This window comes from Phenylobacterium composti DSM 19425 (assembly GCF_059568645.1).
This window is the reverse complement of record NZ_JCANTT010000020.1, coordinates 25,647-41,076: the sequence shown is the minus strand read 5'-3', so window position 1 is coordinate 41,076 and position 15,430 is coordinate 25,647. Positions and strand designations below refer to the sequence as shown.

Sequence of the window (15,430 nt, the reverse complement as noted above, 5' to 3'; positions counted from 1 at the left end):
CCCCCTTGCGTCGAGGGACCCGTACCACACGAGGTCGCCGATGACGCACGACCAGTTGCTCGACGAGGATCAGACCGTCGCCCCCCGCCGGGCCGGCGGCGGGCGCCTGGTCATGGCCGGCCTGGTCGGGGCCTGCGCCCTCGGGGCGGGCCTCGGCCTGTGGGCCCGCCCCGACGGCCTCGACCGCAACGAGGCGACGCCGCCCCCAAGACCCGAAGCCGAGGCTGACGCCGGCGGCCGTATCCTGCAGATCGTCGTCGACGAGACGCCGTCGCCCCTCGGCGAGCCGCTCGAGGTCATGCCCGCGGAGCTCATGGCCCTCGTCCCGCCCTATGTGCCGCCCCCAGAAGCGACCCGCTCGCCGTTCGCGCTCACCAAGGTGGGCCTGCCCAGGGGCGTCCTGCCGGTGACGGTTCTCACGCCGCCGGCGCCGCCGAAGGACGCCTCGCCGCCACGGGACGTAAAGGCCCCGCCCAAAGCCAGGCCTGAGGCTCTGGCCAGGTCCGCCGCCAAGGCTCCTCCAAAGGCGGCGTCGAAAGCGGCGCCGAAAGCAACGTCTGCGCCGACCTCCCGGCCGACGAAGGCCGCAAGGCCCGACCACTCCACCCGCCTCGCCAAGGCCGAGCCCAGACCCAAGGCCGGGGAGGGCGGCAAGTCCGGAACCGAGCCGGTGAAGCTCGCCACGCTCACCAAGGCGGTGAAGGCGGCGCCGGCCACGCTCAAGGAGAAGGCCGGCCGGATCGCCGCGCCGGTCCGGAAGGCGGCCCCGCGCGGCGAGGGCCCGGTGCGGGCGGCCCGCAACGACGCCTGCGCCCTGCCGGATCCGGCCGAGGCCCTGGTCTGCGCCAACCCCCGCCTGAACCTGCGGGACCGGCAGCTCCAGCGGGCGTTCCGGGACGCCGAGGCGGCCGGCGTCCCCGCCTCGGCCCTGGAGCGGCAGCGGGATCGCTGGCGCCAGGCCCGAACCGCCGCCGCCCGCGACGGAGTCTGGGCGGTCGAGGATGTTTACGAAGCCCGCATCGCCGCCCTGCACGACCTCGCCCGCGACGCCCGGGACGACTGACAACCGCCTGCGCCTTTGCAACGCGGGGCCCGGCTCACGCGCTTTGCCCGCTGAGGGACGCCGCCACCTGAGACTGCGATGACCGACCCGCTGGGCGACACCGACAGAGACTTTTCCGATCGCCCCGCCGGGCGGCCGCCGGACGACGACGGCCTGCGCCTGGACGGCCGCCGGCCTGAGACGGCGCCTCGCCGGGGCGTCTCCCGGGCCATGCTGCTGACCGGCGTCGCCGGGGCGGCGGCGCTGGGCCTCCTGTTCGGGGTCTTCGCCCGGCCGGAACTGGCCAAGGCGCCGTCTCGCGAGCCGATGCGGCCGGTGACGGCCTCCGCCGAGGCCGACGTCACGCCGGTCCCGGTGGAGGTGGCCGCCGTCACCCCGGCCCCGGCCCCGCCGCCGACGGGCAAGCTGGAAGTCCTGCCGCCCGACCTCGCCCAGGCGGCCGAGGCCCGAGCCCCGGTCCAGTCCCCGGCCCAGCCCCCGGTCCAGCCCCCGACCCGGGACATCCGACCGCCTGCCGCCCGCCGCGAACCCGGACCCGTGCGCGAGATCGCCCCGCCGCCCATGGCCCGGGGGCCGACGCCCAGCTTCGACTGCGGCCGCGCCGGCAGTCGGGCCGAGCGGATGGTCTGCGAAGACGCGGTCCTCGCCCGTCTCGACCGCCGGCTTGACCGGGCCTTCCGGCGGGCGGTGGCGGCCGGCGTCCCCTATGGCGAACTGCGCGCCGAGCAGGACGACTGGCTGGCCGTCCGCGAAGACGCCGCCCGGCGCTCGCCGGACGCGGTGGAGAGCATCTATCGGCAGCGCATCGCCGAACTCGACGACCTCGGCCGCTGATCCCCGCGCCCAAAGGAAAGGGCCCCGCGGCGACGCCGGGGGCCCTTCTGGTCTGGTCTTGGGGGCCTGGACCTTAGCCCAGCATCTCCTTCACCGTGTCGCGCTCGCTGATGAGCTCGTCGTTGGTGATCTTGATCTTCGCCTTGGCGAAGTCGTCCATCTCGTAGCTCGTGACGACCTCGTAGGCGCCCGGGGCGACGGTCTTCACCGGCATGCCCGCCCACACGCCTTCGGCGAAGCCGTAGCGGCCTTCCGAATTGACCGCCACCGAGTGGATGGCGCCCGGCGTGACCAGGTCGCGCACGTGGTCGATCAGGGCGTTGGCCGCCGAGGCCGCCGAGCTCTGGCCGCGGGCCTCGATGATCGCCGCGCCGCGCTTGCCGACGGCGGGCAGGTACTCGTTCTCGAGCCAGGCGCGGTCATTGATGACCTCGGCCGCCGGCTTGCCGCCGATCTTGGCGTGGGTGAAGTCGGCGAACATCGTCGGGCTGTGGTTGCCGTAGATGAACAGCTCGGAGACCTCGTTGATCGACACGCCGGCCTTCTTGGCCAGCTGGGCGCGGCCGCGGTTCTCGTCCAGGCGCACCATGGCGGTGAAGCGGTCCGGGGTCAGGCGCTTGGCCTGGCTGGCGGCGATCATCACATTGGTGTTGCAGGGGTTGCCCACCACGGCGACGCGGGCGTCGTCGGCGGCCACCTCGTCGATCGCCCGGCCCTGGGCGATGAAGATCTTGCCGTTGTCCTTCAGCAGGTCCGCGCGCTCCATGCCGGGGCCGCGCGGCTTGGAGCCCACCAGCAGGTTCCAGCTGGCGTCCTTGAAGGCGACCTTCGGGTCGTCCGTGAGGATCATGTCCTGCAGCAGCGGGAAGGCGCAGTCCTCCAGCTCCATGGCCACGCCCTTCAGCGCCTTCTGGGCGCCTTCGGTCGGGATTTCGAGCAGCTGCAGAATGACCGGCTGGTCCTTGCCGAGCATCTCGCCCGAGGCGATGCGGAAGAGCAGGGCGTAGCCGATGTTGCCGGCGGCCCCCGTAACGGCGACGCGGATGGGCGGCTTGGAAGCCATGGGCTGCTCCTTGGAAAGCTGGGATGGCGGTGTTTTCGCGGCGTCCCTAGCCAATTGACGGGCCTGCTGCAATGCCGCAGGCGGTGCAGCCATGTTCCGGATCGATCCCGCCTTCGAAGCCACGTCCGAGCCGGTGGCCGAGCTTTCCCTCTGCCACGCCCGGCTGCAGGACGACGCCCGCTACCCCTGGATCGTGCTGATCCCCCGGATCGCGGGCGTGCGCGAACTGGAGGACCTCAGCCCGGAGGACCGCGTCCGGCTGATGGACGAGGTGGTGGCCGCCGGCGCCGCCGTGCGGGCGATGGGCGAGGCCGCGGGCCGGCCGGTGGAGAAGCTCAACGTCGGCCAGCTGGGCAATGTCACGCCGCAGCTGCATGTCCATGTGGTGGGCCGCCGGGCCGACGACCCGGCCTGGCCGGGTCCGGTGTGGGGCGCGGGCGAGGCTCGCCGCTACCGCCCGGCCGAGCTGGCCGGCGCCCTTGTGGCCGCCCAGGCGGCCTTCGCCCAGGGCGACCAGGCCTAGCGCCGCGCCAGGGTGGCCGCCTGGCCGTCCAGCGCCCCGATCCAGGTCCCGCCCGGGCCGGGCGTCAGTTCGGCGGTGCGGCCGCCGAAGCTCAGGCGCAGAGCCGCCCCGTCGCGGGCGATGACGTCGACGAAGCCCGAGGCGTCCAGGGCGCCCGGCCGCCGCAGGTCCCGCCAGGCCCCCTGCAGGGCCCCATCGTTCCGGTCCACCAGCTGCAGGTCGTAGGCCGCCCCGCCCGCCCCCTCGAGCCGCCAGCCGCCGTCCAGCGGCCCCTGGAAGCTCTGGGCCGAGATCAGCGAGGCCTTGATCCGCGAGTCATAGGCCGCCCCGGCCAGCTGCGGCGGCGGAGCCATCAGCGGGATCGCCGCGCGCGGGTCGGCCGGCGGATCGATCTGGGCGGTCCCCGGAGCAGGCTGCGCCGTTGCGGCCCAGGCGCCCAGCGCCGCCGTCATCCCCGCCAGAAGTCCCGTCACCGTCCTCATGCCGTTCATTGTCCTCTGCGACGCCAGGCTTGGCCATGGGCTCCGAACGCCGTCCGACGGCGTCCCGGAGACCTATCAACGCGCGAGTTCGGGTTTAGGATGGCGCCATGACCGTCCGTCCGCTCCGCTACGACGCCGAGGCCCGCAACGTGCTCGGGACCGAGCTCCAGCCCTGCTCCCTGGATCCGGTCACCGGCTTCTTCCGCAACGGCTGCTGCGAAACCGGCCCTCACGACATGGGGATGCACACGGTCTGCGCGGTGATGACCGCCGAGTTCCTGGCCTATTCCCGGGCCGTGGGGAACGATTTGTCGACCCCGCGTCCGGACCTCGCCTTCCCGGGCCTGAAGCCCGGCGACCGCTGGTGCCTCTGCGCCCCGCGCTGGAAGGAGGCCCTCGACGCCGGCGTCGCCCCGCCGCTGGTGCTGGAGGCCACCCACGAGGAGACCCTGGCCATCGTCCCGCTGGGGGTGCTCAAGGACTACGCCGTCCGCTGAAGCCGCCTCGGCCTCAGCCCAGCGGGTATTCCGCTTCCAGCCGGTAATGGGATCCCTCGCCGCCCAGGGTCGAGGAATAGAGGCCGAAGCGGTCCACGGCGAAGGGCGGTGACTTCAGCAGATTGTTGCCCTGGATCCAGGCGGCCACCTCGCCCGGGTCCGCCTGCTTGAGGTAGGCGAGGGTCACATGCGGCTTGTAGTTGCGCTTCTCGGGCTTCAGCCCGGCCCGTCGCGCCGCGGTCTCGCAGGCCTCGGCCAGCCGCCGCAGCAGCGGGCTTTCCTCCACCCCCGCCCAGATGGCGTGGATGTCCCGGCCCTCCCCGAACGCCCCCACGCCCTCCAGCACCAGTTCGAAGGGCGGCGCATCGATGGTGGACAGCTCCGCGTCCAGGTCCCGGGCCACGTCCTGCCGCACCTCGCCGAAGAAGCGCAGGGTGATGTGCAGGCTCTCGGGCGGACGCCAGCGGGCGAACTCCACGCCGGCCTGCCGGCGCACCAGGCCTTTGACGATTTCGGAGGGCAGGGCCAGGGCGGCGAACAGGCGGATCATGACCCGTCTTACCCCGGCAGCGCCCGGCGGGCGAATTCCTTCGCCCTGTCCGCGATCTAGCTCCAACCCGGCCTGAGCACGAAAATGGAACTCCGGCGCGCGCTAGACCTTGCCTAGGTGCGTAACCCCCACGATATTTCGATCTGCGTCCGACTGGGACGTCAACGAAAGGGCAAAGCCAATTATGAGCGACTTCAACCGCGGCTACGCGCGCTCGATCCCGGCGGATCGCGCCGACATGTCGGTGGACGCGGGACTTCGCAGCTTCATGCTCGGCGTCTACAACAAGGTTGCGCTCGGCCTGGTGGTCTCCGCCGGCCTCGCCTTCCTGACCGGTCAGTACGCCCCCGTCCGCGACCTGCTGTACGCGGTCACCCCCGACGGCCGTCTGGTCGGCATGACCATGCTCGGCACGATCGTGGCCTTCGCCCCGCTGGCGGTGATGCTGTTCGGGATGTTCGCCCTGCGCAACGCCACGCCCCGCACCTCGGGCATCTTCTACTGGACCATCGTCGCCCTGATCGGCGCGGGCCTGGGCGTGTGGACCCTGCTCTACACCGGCGCCTCGATCGCCACGACCTTCCTGATCACCGCCACCGCCTTCGGGGGCCTCAGCCTGTTCGGCTACACGACCAAGAAGGACCTGACCGGCTTCGGCAGCTTCCTGCTGGTGGGCCTGATCGGCCTGGTGATCGCCTCGGTGGTGAACATCTTCATCCAGAACTCGATGATGAACTTCCTCATCAGCGTCCTGGGCGTGTTCATCTTCGCGGGCCTGATCGCCTATGACACCCAGCGCCTGAAGATGACCTACTACGAGCTGGGCGGGAACGAGGCGGCCATGGGCGTGGCCACCAACTACGGCGCGCTCAGCCTCTACATCAACTTCATCAACCTCTTCCAATTCCTGCTGCAGTTCTTCGGCCAGCGCCGCTAGGCCTCGCAGCAGACCGAAAACGACGCGCCCCGGCGGATCCCTCCGCCGGGGCTTTTTCGTGCCCCCCGGACTTCGTGCGCCCAGACGAGGCCGCGGCCCTAGTCCACCACCTTGAAGCGGCCCTTGTCGAAGAAGCGCAGCACCTGCTCCAGCTCGTGGCCCCGGCGCAGCACATGCCCCCCCTGGCCGACGATCGCCCAGGCGCCCTGGCGGCGGGCCAGGGCCGGCCGCTTCTCGATCCGGTAGAGCGGCGCCTCGGCGGTGCGCCGGAAGACGGAGAACACCGCCGCGTCCGGCAGGCTGTCCATGCCGTAGTCGCGCCATTCGCCCTGGGCGACCATGCGCCCGTAAAGCCGCAGCAGGCGCTCAAGCTCGCGCCGCTCGAAGAAGACGCCGGCCAGCCTTGGGGCCGCGGGGCTGGGGTCGAAGGCCATCGGGCCGGAGCCTGACGCAAATCTCGCGGACGGGCCACCGGGAAATCGCCCCCATATCTCGTGGTCGAGCCGCCCCGAAATGACCTTATTTCGGTCCAGCGAAGGTCGGATGCCCCCGCGATAGTCATTTCGTCGGTTGGTCGGACCCGAGGTCCCGGATCCTGAACAGCCCCCCCAGCCCCCCTGGATCAGGGCCTGGCCAACCGACGCTTTCATCTGAAGCGTAAGCCCGCGTAGACCCTCTCCAGCTGCGCGGGCTTTCGTTTGTCCGGGGCCCGCCCTTTCCGGGGCCGCTATCTGGGTCTACTCGGCCTTCTGGGCGAGACCCAGCACCCGGCCGCCGTTGGCGCCCTGCACCACCACCACCGTCCGCAGCCCCTCCTCCGAGGCCGGCGGCATCCGGTAGGCCTGCGGGCGTCCGCGCCAGGCGCCCAGCCGGACGATCTCGCGCACCACGTTCTTCTGCACCACCGTCTCGCCGCGGTTGTCGCCGGCCTTCACCGGCGTCTCCACCTCGCGCGGGTCGTAGCGGATCAGCCAGACCTCGGCGCCGCCCGACGGCGGTCGGCCCGAGCCCACGTCCACCCGGCGCGGGCCAATGAACTTCATGTCCGGCGGATTGCGCGACGCGCTGGCGGCGGCGCGTACCAGGCGCTCCACCTCGGCGGTCTTCAGCCCCGGCGCTTCCTCATGGCCGTCCACCACCACCTGCGGCGTGTAGGGCTCGCGCAGCTTCAGCCGCGTCACATAGGCCTTCTGGCGCTCGGTGAACTCGGGCTTGGCGAAGGTGTCGGTCCAGCCGAGGTAGTCCCAGTAGTCCACCGGGAAGGTCAGGGCCAGGACGCCCGGCCGCTCGGCCAGCTTGCCCACATGGGCGTTGGCCTCGAGGCACGAGGCGCAGCCCTGGGCCGTGTAGAGCTCGACCAGCACCGGCGGCTTGGCCGCGGCGGGTCCGAAGGCGGCGAGCGAGGTCGCGACCAGGATCAGGCTGAGGAGCGCCGCTTTCCGCATCGCCCCCGACTTAGAAGCTGGGCCCGGAGCTGTAAATCACAACAAGCCGTGAGGGGCCGACGGCGGCGGCCATGACCCACAGAAACGCAAAACGGGGCCCTGTCGCCGGGGCCCCGTCGCGTCTTTCACCGCGCCGGCGAGCCTCAGGCTTCCGGCTTGGCCAGGCTGCGCAGCACGTAGTTCAGCACGCCGCCCTGCTTGAAGTATTCCAGCTCGGTCGGCGTATCGATGCGGCAGCGCACCGGGAAGCGGGCGATGCGGCCGTCGCTCGGACGGTACATCTCGACGATCAGCTGCTTGCGCGGCGCCAGTTCGGTGAGGCCGCGGATCGTCACGATCTCCTCGCCGGTGAGGTTCAGCTTCTGCCAGCCTTCCTGCAGGAACTGCAGCGGCAGCACCCCCATGCCCACCAGGTTCGAGCGGTGGATGCGCTCGAAGCTTTCGGCGATCACCGCCCGGACGCCCAGCAGCTTGGTGCCCTTGGCCGCCCAGTCGCGCGACGAGCCGGTGCCGTATTCCTTGCCCGCGAACACCACGAGCGGCCGGCCTTCCTGCTGGTAGCGCATGGCCGCGTCGTAGATCGACATGACCTCGCCCGAGGGGAAGTGCTTGGTCACCCCGCCCTCGATGTCGGGCGTGATGCGGTTGCGGATGCGGATGTTGGCGAAGGTGCCCCGCATCATCACCTCGTGGTTGCCGCGACGCGCGCCGTAGGAGTTGAACTCCGACTGCGGCACCTGGCGCTCACGCAGGTAGACGCCCGCGGGCGAGCTCGCCTTGATCGAACCGGCCGGCGAGATGTGGTCGGTGGTGATCGAGTCGCCGAACACGCCCAGCACCCGGGCCTCGACGATGTCGGTGACCGGCGCCGGCTCCATGGTCATGCCCTGGAAGTACGGCGGGTTCTGCACATAGGTGGAGCCCACGTCCCAGGTGTAGGTCTGGCCGCCGGCGACCTTGATGCCCTGCCAGTTCTTGTCGCCCTTGAAGACGTCGGCGTAGCGCGAGGCGAACATCTTGTTGGTGACGTGCTTGCGCTGCAGCGCCGAGATCTCGGCGCTCGTCGGCCAGATGTCCTTCAGATAGACGGGGTTGCCGTCCTTGTCCTCGCCCAGCGGATCGTTGGCCAGGTCGACGAGCATCGAGCCGGCCAGGGCGTAGGCCACCACCAGCGGCGGCGAAGCCAGGTAGTTGGCCCGCACGTCGGGGTTCACGCGGCCTTCGAAGTTGCGGTTGCCCGAGAGCACCGACACCGCCACCAGATCGTTCTTCTGGATGGTCTCCGAGATCGGCTCCGGCAGCGGGCCCGAGTTGCCGATGCAGGTGGTGCAGCCGTAGCCCACGAGGTTGAAGCCCAGGGCGTCCAGGTGCTTCGTCAGGCCGGCGGCCTTCAGATAGTCCGTGACCACCTGCGAGCCGGGGGCCAGCGAGGTCTTCACCCACGGTTTCACCTTCAGGCCCTTCTCGACGGCCTTCTTGGCCACCAGGCCGGCGGCGATCAGCACGCTGGGGTTCGAGGTGTTGGTGCACGAGGTGATGGCGGCGATCACCACGTCGCCGTTGCCCACCTCGAAGTCCTCGCCCTCGACCTTGAAGCGCTCGCCATAGCCCTCGGCCTTGCCGAAATCGTTGGCCAGGGCGGAACGGAACTCGGCCGCCGCGTCGGTCAGCAGCACGCGGTCCTGCGGACGCTTCGGACCGGCCAGCGAGGCGGCCACGGTGCTCAGGTCCAGCTCCAGGGTGTCGGTGAACACCGGCTCCGGATCGGACGGGTCGCGCCAGATGCCCTGTTCCTTGGCGTAGGCTTCGACCAGGGCCACGCGCTCCGGCTCACGGCCGGTGGCGGCCAGGTAGTCCAGGGTGGCCTGGGTGACGGGGAAGAAGCCGCAGGTGGCGCCGTATTCCGGAGCCATGTTGGCGATGGTCGCCTGGTCTTCCAGGGTCAGGTGCTGCAGGCCCGGGCCGTAGAATTCCACGAACTTGCCGACCACGCCCTTCTTGCGGAGCATCTGGGTGACGGTCAGCACGAGGTCGGTGGCGGTGGCGCCGTCCGGCAGGGCGCCGTCCAGGCGGAAGCCGATGACTTCCGGGATCAGCATCGGGATCGGCTGGCCCAGCATGGCCGCCTCGGCCTCGATGCCGCCCACGCCCCAGCCCAGGACCGACAGGCCGTTGACCATGGTGGTGTGGCTGTCGGTGCCGACCACGGTGTCCGGATAGGCGACGGTCTGGCCGTCTTCCTCGTTGGTCCAGACGGTCTGGGCCAGGTACTCCAGGTTCACCTGGTGGCAGATGCCGGTGCCCGGGGGCACCACGCGGAAGTTGTTGAAGGCCGACGAGCCCCAGCGCAGGAAGCGGTAGCGCTCCATGTTGCGCTCGTACTCGCGCTCCACGTTGGCGGCGAACGACTTGGACGTGCCGAAGTAGTCCACCATCACCGAGTGGTCGATGACGAGGTCGACCGGGTTCAGCGGGTTGATCTTCTCGGGGTTGCCGCCCAGGGCCGTCATGGCGTCGCGCATGGCCGCCAGGTCCACCACCGCCGGCACGCCGGTGAAGTCCTGCATCAGGACGCGGGCGGGACGGAAGCTGATCTCGTGCTCGACCGAGCCCTTGTTCTCAAGCCAGGCCGCGATCGCCTTGAGGTCGTCGACGGTGACCGACTGGCCGTCCTCGTTGCGCAGCAGGTTCTCGAGCAGGACCTTCATCGAGATCGGGAGGCGCGAAACCCCCGAAAGTCCGGCTTCCTCCGCCGCGCGAAGGCTGTAGTAAGCGTAGGTCTTGTCGCCCACCGTCAGTTCGCGGCGGGTTTTCAGGCTGTCGACGGACGCCATCAGGGGAGATCCTTTCTCTGTTCCCAGCCGCCCATCGACCACCCCAGGGATCGCGCGCTCTGGAGGGACGGACACACAGCGTTCGTCCCCGCGCGGCGTTGCCCCCCTGGGGCTGCGGCGGCCGGCGGCTTCATAGCCCCGACAAGGCCCCCCGTCCATGCGCCGCACATTCTGAGAATCGTTCGCAAAACCTGTTGTCAAGCCCGCCCAGGACGCAGCCTTCCGCATGATCCCCGAATTGCTGATATCCGAAGCCTCCGTACGGCGGGGCGGGCGGGTGCTCTTCGAGGGCGTGTCCCTGCGGCTCGCCCCCGGCGAAGCCTGCGCCCTCACCGGCCCCAACGGCTCGGGCAAGACCAGCCTGCTGCGCGCGGTGGCCGGCCTCGTGCGGCTGGAGGCGGGGACGGTCGGCTTCGGCCCGACCGATCCGGCCGAGGCCCGGGCCGAGGGGCTGCATTTCGTGGGCCATCATGATGGCCTCAAGCCGTCGCGCACGGTGCGGGAGGAACTGGCCTTCTGGACCCGCTGGTGCGGCGGGACCGAGGCCGCCGCTCAGGCCGCCGCCGAGACTTTCGACCTTGGCCGCCTGCTCGACCTCGAAGTCCGCCGGCTCTCGGCAGGCCAGCGTCGACGCCTCGCCCTCTCGCGCCTCGTCGCCGCGCCGCGCCCCCTCTGGCTGCTGGACGAGCCGCTCAGTCCCCTGGACGCCGTCTGGCGCAGCCGCATGGGCGAGACCATGGCCGCCCACCTGTCCGGCGGCGGCATGATCCTGGCCGCCGTGCACGATCCCCTGCCGGTGGCCGCCAAGAGCCTGGAGCTGGCCGGATGAGCCGCGCCCTCGCCCTCCTGGTCCGCGAGACCACCCTGGCCTGGGGCCGCGGCGGCGGCCCCCTGGTGTCCGTGGGCTTCTACGCCGGGGTCGCCACCCTCATGCCCCTGGCCATCGGTCCCGAGCCCGAGCGGCTGGCGGCCATCGCCCCGGGCGCCGCCTGGGTGGCCCTGGCCCTGGCGGCCCTGCTCTCCCTCGATCGCCTGTTCGAGCGCGACTACGAGGACGGCGCCCTCGATCTTCTGTCCCTCTCGCCGGTGCCGCTGGAGATCACCTGCGCCATCAAGTGCCTGGGCCAGTGGCTGGCCACGGGCGCCCCCCTCGCCCTGGCCGCCCCCGTGGCGGCCATCGCCCTGGGCGCGGCGCCCAGCCTCGCCCCGCTGATCTTCGCCTGCGCGCTGCTCGGCGGCCTCGCCTTCGCCTTCATGGGCGGCATCGGGGCCGCGCTCAGCCTCGGCGCCCGCCGGGGCGGCCTGCTCACCGCGGTGATCGTCCTGCCGCTGTTCGTCCCGCCGGTGATCTTCGGCGGCGGGGCCCTGGACGCCTTTGCGGGCGGCCTGCCGTGGCAGGGCGGCTTCGCCCTGCTCGGCGCCTATGCGGCCGCCGCCGTGGCCCTGGGCCCCCTGGCCATGGCCGGCGCCTGCCGCAACGCCCTGTCCTAGGTCGCCTTCAGGACGCCGCGGCGGCCGCGGCCTCGGCTGCACATGAAGAAAGCTTCATGCAGACCGCCGTTTTTTCGCCGCATCGTCACGGTGGAGCTTTCACCCCGACAGTCGACGTCCTTGGGAAGACAGCGATGAAAAAGACCCCCGCCCTGCTCGTCGCCGGCGCCGCCCTCGCCCTGACGACGGGCGTCGCCGTGGCCCGCGACGCCGCCGACCAGGCCCGAGCCGAGGCCCAGCGTGACGCCGCGGCCGCCGTCGAACGGACCGGCTCGCGCCATGTGCACATCTACCGCGCCCACGCCCCCCATGAACGCCCGGCCAGGCGCGCGATGGTCTTCCGCTCGGGCGAGGACCGCGAACAGCGCCTGAAGGACGTGCTCCAGCTGCGGCCCAACCAGGAGCCGGCCCTGAAGGCCTTCCTGGACGCCACCCGGCCCGAGCCCCACGGCGACCGCATCGCCCGTCTGGAAAAGGGCGCGGCCAAGGCCTCCACCGTCGAACGCCTGGCCGAGATGGAAGCCAGGGCCGACGCCCAGCATGCGGCCATGAAGCGGCGGATCGCGGCGACGCGCGCCTTCTACGCCCAGCTCGACGAGCGCCAGAAGAAGGCCTTCGACGCCATGCCCATGGTGATGATGGCCGCTCCGGGCTTCGGGCCCATGCTGATCCCGGCCGGCCACATGCCCCCGCCGCCACCCCCGCCGGCGCCTCCACCGGCTCCTCCGGGCCCGCCCGCGCCGCCGCCGGAGCCGGGCGACATCTGAGACCCGGCCTTGCGGGGCGGGCCGCCGGGGCTTAAGCGGAACTCCCGATGATCCCGGCGCCCGCCTTCCTCGCCAATCCCGAACGTTTCATGGCGTTCTCGCGCTGGGCGGCGCCCATGTTCGGCGTGATCGCCGCCCTGCTGGCCGCCGCCGGCCTCTATCTCGGCTTCACGGCCCCCGCCGACTACCAGCAGGGCCTGACGGTCCGGATCATGTTCATCCATGTGCCGGCCGCCCAGATCGCCATGTTCGCCTATGTGGCCCTGGCGGTGGCGAGCTTCCTGTCGCTGGTCTTCCGGCACGTGCTGGCCGACGCCGCCGCCCAGGCCGCCGCGCCCCTGGGCGCCGCCTTCGCCTTCCTCACCCTGGTCACCGGCTCGCTCTGGGGCCGGCCCATGTGGGGAACCTGGTGGGTGTGGGACGCGCGCCTGACCTCGGTGCTGATCCTGTTCCTGCTCTATGTGGCCTACATGGCCCTGCGCGCCTCGCTAGACGACGAGGCCAAGGCCGCCCGGGCCGCCGCCATCCTGGCGCTGGTGGGTTCGATCAACATCCCGATCATCCATTACAGCGTCGAGTGGTGGAACTCCCTACACCAGGGCTCCTCCATCTTCGCCGAGGGCGGCCCCGCCATGCCGCCGGTGTTCCTGATCCCCCTGCTGCTGATGAGCCTCGCCTATCTGTCGGCCTTCGGCTCCCTGTGGCTGGTCCGCATCCGCGGCGAGGTCTGGCGCCGCCGCGCCGAGGCCGCCGCCCTGCGCGCGGCGAGGGGCTGACATGCCGCCCGAACCTTCCAGCGACTACGCCGCCTTCATCTGGCCGGCCTTCATCATCACCGGCCTCGTGTTCGCCGGCCTGATCTGGACCTCCCTGGCTCACGCCCGCCGCTGGCGCCGCCGCTTCGAGGAGCGCTCGGGCCGATGAACCGCTGGCTCGCCTTCGCCCCCCTGGCCGTGCTCGCGGCGCTTGGCCTGCTGTTCGGCCTCTATGCCCTGAACCGCAATCCGCAGGTCCAGCCCCAGGCCCTGGTGGGCAAGCCGGTCCCCGCCGTCGCCCTGCCGACCCTGGCCGAGGGCCAGCCGGTCTCCCTGCACGCCATGGCGGCCGAGGGACCGATGATCGTCAACTTCTTCGCCTCCTGGTGCGCCCCCTGCGAGATCGAGCATCCGGTGCTCATGGGGCTGAAGGGCCAGCCGGTCCGCGTGGTGGGCGTCGCCTACAAGGACGCGCCGCAGAACACCGCGGCCTTCCTCACCCGCCTGGGCGATCCTTTCGCCGAGATCCTCGTCGACCGCGACGGCCGGGCGGGGGTCGAGTTCGGCGTCACCGGCGTGCCCGAGACCTATGTGGTGGGTCGCGACGGGACCATCCTCGCCAAGCACACGGGCCCCCTCACCGAAGCCGACGCCAGCCGCCTCGCGGGCCTCGCGCGTTAACCACTTCGCAAGGCGACGCCCGCCAATCCTCGGCAGGTCCTGTTAACCATAACCGGCGCCGCTACCTTGACGACGATCCGCCCGAGCCTGTCTCCCGCGACCCCGCCGCAGCCGCGCCCCGTGGACCCCACCGCCCGGATGGCCGCCCAGCGGGCCTTCTTCGCCGCCGCCGCGGGTCAGGCCGCCGCCGCCACGGCCGCCGCCAACGCCGCGACCGCCGCCCGGGCCGCTGCGAGCGCCGCTGCGGCCGCCGACGCGGCGACGGCCAAGGCCGCCCGCGCCCAGGCCGCGGTGGACACGGCTGGCCGCATGCTCCGGCCGGGCTCGATCATCGACATCCGCGTCTGATCCAGCCGGCGCGCGTAACCCGCCGGGAATTCAGCATAATTTATTGCGGAACAGGCCCTCCGCCTGCGTGTTCTGTCGCATGTTGAATAGGTTCACAGACACACGCATGGATCGGGATCAGCGCATCTATCACGAGGCCGCCGCGCTCTGGCGCGCCCTCTATGGCGAGCCGCCGCCGGCGGCGGCGGACGGTCCGGCCATGCTCGAGGCGATCACGCGGGGGCTCCCCGACGTGAACTACGACCGCCTGCGCACGCCCTATCTGCGGCCGGGCGCCGTGGTCATGCCGCGTTAGCCGCCAGCAGCCCTGCCACTTCCTCCACCACCGGCCGCCAGTCGCCCGCCCGCGTCTGCCGGAACAGTCGCGCGCTGGGGTACCAGGGGCTGTCGAGGCGGTGCTCGCCCAGCCAGCGCCAGTCCGCCGGCCTGTGCAGCAGGATCCACACCGGCTTGCCCATGGCGCCGGCCAAGTGCGCCACCGCCGTGTCCACCGTCACCACCAGCTCCAGCCCGGCGATGATCGCCGCCGTCTCGGCGAGGTCCGCGGCCCCGGTGTCCTCGGGATGCAGGCTGACGGCCCCCAGGCGCGACAGCCGCGCCGCCAAGTCCGGCGGCAGGGTCTTGGCCTGGGCCACCGCGCCCGTGGCGCTCGTCCGCCACACGAGGCCGAATCGCCCGTCCGCTGGCCGCGCCGCCGGCGCCCGGACGTAGGGCGCCGACGGCAGGGTCTCGAGGGTGATTCCGAGCCGCCAGGGCAGGCTGAAGTAGCGGGTCCACAGCTGGTGCCGCGGCACCGGCGCCGACCCGCCCACCGGGATCGGGATCACCGCGTCCACCCCCGGGATCGTCGCCAGCACCGGGGCCACCGGCGGGCGGCAGGCGAGGGTCACCTGGCCCGCGCCCCGGGCCTTCAGCAGGCTAGCGAAACGGCCGAACATGATCTGGTCGCCCAGGCCCTGCTCGATCCAGACCAGGATGGAGCGCCCCTCCAGGGGCTCGCCCCGCCACTCGGGATAGCTGGCCGGCCCCGGCGGCACGAGATGGGGCGCAAGGTGCGTCCGCTCCTCCAGCAGCGGCCAGCCCTCGGCCCAGCGCCCGGCCCGCAGCAGCTCGACGCCGCGCCTGAACCTCTGCCCCCGGCGGACCAGGTCGCCCGACAT

At 71.7% G+C, this 15,430-nt stretch carries 20 protein-coding genes; 13 read left to right on the top strand and 7 right to left on the bottom strand.

The genetic code is table 11. The features are described 5' to 3' along the window. The first annotated feature begins 40 nt into the window (after nt 1-40). Both BO64_RS15645 and BO64_RS15640 read left to right on the top strand, forming a co-directional pair. A complete protein-coding gene (locus tag BO64_RS15645; RefSeq protein WP_496404240.1) occupies nt 41-1,063 on the top strand; it encodes a lysozyme inhibitor LprI family protein in 1,023 nt (340 codons plus the stop codon). Nucleotides 1,064-1,141: 78 nt separating this feature from the next. Then, a complete protein-coding gene (locus tag BO64_RS15640; protein WP_496404239.1) occupies nt 1,142-1,897 on the top strand; it encodes a lysozyme inhibitor LprI family protein in 756 nt (251 codons plus the stop codon). Nucleotides 1,898-1,970: 73 nt separating this feature from the next. Here the strand turns inward: BO64_RS15640 and BO64_RS15635 are convergent, their stop codons facing one another. Then, nucleotides 1,971-2,960 carry a malate dehydrogenase gene (locus BO64_RS15635; protein ID WP_496404238.1) on the bottom strand — a complete coding sequence of 330 codons (990 nt, stop codon included), beginning with the start codon at nt 2,958-2,960 and terminating at the stop codon, nt 1,971-1,973. Between the two features lie 91 nt (nt 2,961-3,051). Here BO64_RS15635 and BO64_RS15630 point away from each other — a divergent pair, with 91 nt between their 5' ends. Beyond that, nucleotides 3,052-3,483: an HIT domain-containing protein gene (locus tag BO64_RS15630; protein WP_496404237.1), complete on the top strand. Its 432-nt coding sequence runs from the start codon at nt 3,052-3,054 to the stop codon at nt 3,481-3,483. Here BO64_RS15630 and BO64_RS15625 read toward each other — a convergent pair. After that, a complete protein-coding gene (locus BO64_RS15625; protein ID WP_496404236.1) occupies nt 3,480-3,965 on the bottom strand; it encodes a hypothetical protein in 486 nt (161 codons plus the stop codon). The genes BO64_RS15630 and BO64_RS15625 overlap by 4 nt on opposite strands. A 107-nt stretch (nt 3,966-4,072) precedes the next feature. On the opposite strand from BO64_RS15625, the gene BO64_RS15620 reads away from it, so the two are divergent. Further along, nucleotides 4,073-4,462: a DUF2237 family protein gene (locus tag BO64_RS15620; RefSeq protein WP_496404235.1), complete on the top strand. Its 390-nt coding sequence runs from the start codon at nt 4,073-4,075 to the stop codon at nt 4,460-4,462. Nucleotides 4,463-4,475: 13 nt separating this feature from the next. Here BO64_RS15620 and thpR read toward each other — a convergent pair whose 3' ends face one another. After that, the gene (gene thpR, locus BO64_RS15615; RefSeq protein ID WP_496404234.1) at nt 4,476-5,012 is read right to left on the bottom strand and encodes an RNA 2',3'-cyclic phosphodiesterase; all 537 of its coding nucleotides are present in this window, start codon (nt 5,010-5,012) and stop codon (nt 4,476-4,478) included. A 184-nt stretch (nt 5,013-5,196) separates the two neighbouring features. Here thpR and BO64_RS15610 point away from each other — a divergent pair, with 184 nt between their 5' ends. After that, the gene (locus BO64_RS15610; RefSeq protein WP_496404233.1) at nt 5,197-5,949 is read left to right on the top strand and encodes a Bax inhibitor-1/YccA family protein; all 753 of its coding nucleotides are present in this window, start codon (nt 5,197-5,199) and stop codon (nt 5,947-5,949) included. Nucleotides 5,950-6,047: 98 nt separating this feature from the next. Here the strand turns inward: BO64_RS15610 and BO64_RS15605 are convergent, their stop codons facing one another. From BO64_RS15605 to acnA, 3 genes are all read right to left on the bottom strand, one after another. After that, on the bottom strand, nt 6,048-6,383 hold the full coding sequence (locus tag BO64_RS15605; RefSeq protein ID WP_496404232.1) for a DUF2794 domain-containing protein: 336 nt from the start codon (nt 6,381-6,383) through the stop codon (nt 6,048-6,050). A 303-nt stretch (nt 6,384-6,686) separates the two neighbouring features. Next, nucleotides 6,687-7,394 carry a DUF1223 domain-containing protein gene (locus BO64_RS15600; protein WP_496404231.1) on the bottom strand — a complete coding sequence of 236 codons (708 nt, stop codon included), beginning with the start codon at nt 7,392-7,394 and terminating at the stop codon, nt 6,687-6,689. A gap of 143 nt (nt 7,395-7,537) precedes the next feature. Further along, nucleotides 7,538-10,228, bottom strand: coding sequence for an aconitate hydratase AcnA (gene acnA, locus BO64_RS15595; RefSeq protein WP_496404230.1), 2,691 nt, complete (start codon nt 10,226-10,228; stop codon nt 7,538-7,540). Nucleotides 10,229-10,454: 226 nt separating this feature from the next. Here acnA and ccmA point away from each other — a divergent pair, with 226 nt between their 5' ends. From ccmA to BO64_RS15555, 8 genes are all read left to right on the top strand, one after another. Further along, nucleotides 10,455-11,057, top strand: coding sequence for a heme ABC exporter ATP-binding protein CcmA (gene ccmA / locus BO64_RS15590; RefSeq protein WP_496404229.1), 603 nt, complete (start codon nt 10,455-10,457; stop codon nt 11,055-11,057). Continuing rightward, complete coding sequence (gene ccmB / locus BO64_RS15585) at nt 11,054-11,719, top strand: heme exporter protein CcmB (protein ID WP_496404228.1); 666 nt, start codon at nt 11,054-11,056, stop codon at nt 11,717-11,719. Before ccmA ends, ccmB begins: the two co-directional genes overlap by 4 nt. A gap of 134 nt (nt 11,720-11,853) precedes the next feature. Then, nucleotides 11,854-12,486, top strand: coding sequence for a Spy/CpxP family protein refolding chaperone (locus BO64_RS15580; RefSeq protein WP_496404227.1), 633 nt, complete (start codon nt 11,854-11,856; stop codon nt 12,484-12,486). Nucleotides 12,487-12,533: 47 nt separating this feature from the next. Beyond that, nucleotides 12,534-13,262, top strand: a complete 729-nt coding sequence (ccmC, locus tag BO64_RS15575) for a heme ABC transporter permease CcmC (protein WP_496404226.1) — start codon at nt 12,534-12,536, stop codon at nt 13,260-13,262. 1 nt (nt 13,263) lies between these two features. Beyond that, the gene (gene ccmD / locus BO64_RS15570; RefSeq protein WP_496404225.1) at nt 13,264-13,410 is read left to right on the top strand and encodes a heme exporter protein CcmD; all 147 of its coding nucleotides are present in this window, start codon (nt 13,264-13,266) and stop codon (nt 13,408-13,410) included. Then, nucleotides 13,407-13,922 carry a DsbE family thiol:disulfide interchange protein gene (locus BO64_RS15565; RefSeq protein ID WP_496404224.1) on the top strand — a complete coding sequence of 172 codons (516 nt, stop codon included), beginning with the start codon at nt 13,407-13,409 and terminating at the stop codon, nt 13,920-13,922. The genes ccmD and BO64_RS15565 overlap by 4 nt, the downstream gene beginning before the upstream one ends. A gap of 66 nt (nt 13,923-13,988) precedes the next feature. Further along, on the top strand, nt 13,989-14,270 hold the full coding sequence (locus BO64_RS15560; protein WP_496404223.1) for a hypothetical protein: 282 nt from the start codon (nt 13,989-13,991) through the stop codon (nt 14,268-14,270). 106 nt (nt 14,271-14,376) lie between these two features. After that, nucleotides 14,377-14,565: a hypothetical protein gene (locus tag BO64_RS15555; RefSeq protein ID WP_496404222.1), complete on the top strand. Its 189-nt coding sequence runs from the start codon at nt 14,377-14,379 to the stop codon at nt 14,563-14,565. Here the strand turns inward: BO64_RS15555 and BO64_RS15550 are convergent. After that, nucleotides 14,552-15,430 carry a glycosyltransferase family 9 protein gene (locus BO64_RS15550; protein ID WP_496404221.1) on the bottom strand — a complete coding sequence of 293 codons (879 nt, stop codon included), beginning with the start codon at nt 15,428-15,430 and terminating at the stop codon, nt 14,552-14,554. The genes BO64_RS15555 and BO64_RS15550 overlap by 14 nt on opposite strands.

Bases quoted from the DNA above. Each gene is read 5' to 3' on its own strand.
- BO64_RS15630 (WP_496404237.1), top strand. From the start codon at position 3,052: ATGTTCCGGATCGATCCCGCCTTCGAAGCCACGTCCGAGCCGGTGGCC.
- BO64_RS15600 (WP_496404231.1), bottom strand. From the start codon at position 7,394: ATGCGGAAAGCGGCGCTCCTCAGCCTGATCCTGGTCGCGACCTCGCTC.
- BO64_RS15640 (WP_496404239.1), top strand. From the start codon at position 1,142: ATGACCGACCCGCTGGGCGACACCGACAGAGACTTTTCCGATCGCCCC.
- ccmC (WP_496404226.1), top strand. From the start codon at position 12,534: ATGATCCCGGCGCCCGCCTTCCTCGCCAATCCCGAACGTTTCATGGCG.
- BO64_RS15550 (WP_496404221.1), bottom strand. From the start codon at position 15,430: ATGTCGGGCGACCTGGTCCGCCGGGGGCAGAGGTTCAGGCGCGGCGTC.
- ccmB (WP_496404228.1), top strand. From the start codon at position 11,054: ATGAGCCGCGCCCTCGCCCTCCTGGTCCGCGAGACCACCCTGGCCTGG.
- ccmA (WP_496404229.1), top strand. From the start codon at position 10,455: ATGATCCCCGAATTGCTGATATCCGAAGCCTCCGTACGGCGGGGCGGG.
- acnA (WP_496404230.1), bottom strand. From the start codon at position 10,228: ATGGCGTCCGTCGACAGCCTGAAAACCCGCCGCGAACTGACGGTGGGC.
- BO64_RS15565 (WP_496404224.1), top strand. From the start codon at position 13,407: ATGAACCGCTGGCTCGCCTTCGCCCCCCTGGCCGTGCTCGCGGCGCTT.
- BO64_RS15635 (WP_496404238.1), bottom strand. From the start codon at position 2,960: ATGGCTTCCAAGCCGCCCATCCGCGTCGCCGTTACGGGGGCCGCCGGC.
- thpR (WP_496404234.1), bottom strand. From the start codon at position 5,012: ATGATCCGCCTGTTCGCCGCCCTGGCCCTGCCCTCCGAAATCGTCAAA.
- ccmD (WP_496404225.1), top strand. From the start codon at position 13,264: ATGCCGCCCGAACCTTCCAGCGACTACGCCGCCTTCATCTGGCCGGCC.
- BO64_RS15610 (WP_496404233.1), top strand. From the start codon at position 5,197: ATGAGCGACTTCAACCGCGGCTACGCGCGCTCGATCCCGGCGGATCGC.
- BO64_RS15625 (WP_496404236.1), bottom strand. From the start codon at position 3,965: ATGAGGACGGTGACGGGACTTCTGGCGGGGATGACGGCGGCGCTGGGC.
- BO64_RS15605 (WP_496404232.1), bottom strand. From the start codon at position 6,383: ATGGCCTTCGACCCCAGCCCCGCGGCCCCAAGGCTGGCCGGCGTCTTC.
- BO64_RS15580 (WP_496404227.1), top strand. From the start codon at position 11,854: ATGAAAAAGACCCCCGCCCTGCTCGTCGCCGGCGCCGCCCTCGCCCTG.
- BO64_RS15620 (WP_496404235.1), top strand. From the start codon at position 4,073: ATGACCGTCCGTCCGCTCCGCTACGACGCCGAGGCCCGCAACGTGCTC.
- BO64_RS15645 (WP_496404240.1), top strand. From the start codon at position 41: ATGACGCACGACCAGTTGCTCGACGAGGATCAGACCGTCGCCCCCCGC.
- BO64_RS15555 (WP_496404222.1), top strand. From the start codon at position 14,377: ATGGATCGGGATCAGCGCATCTATCACGAGGCCGCCGCGCTCTGGCGC.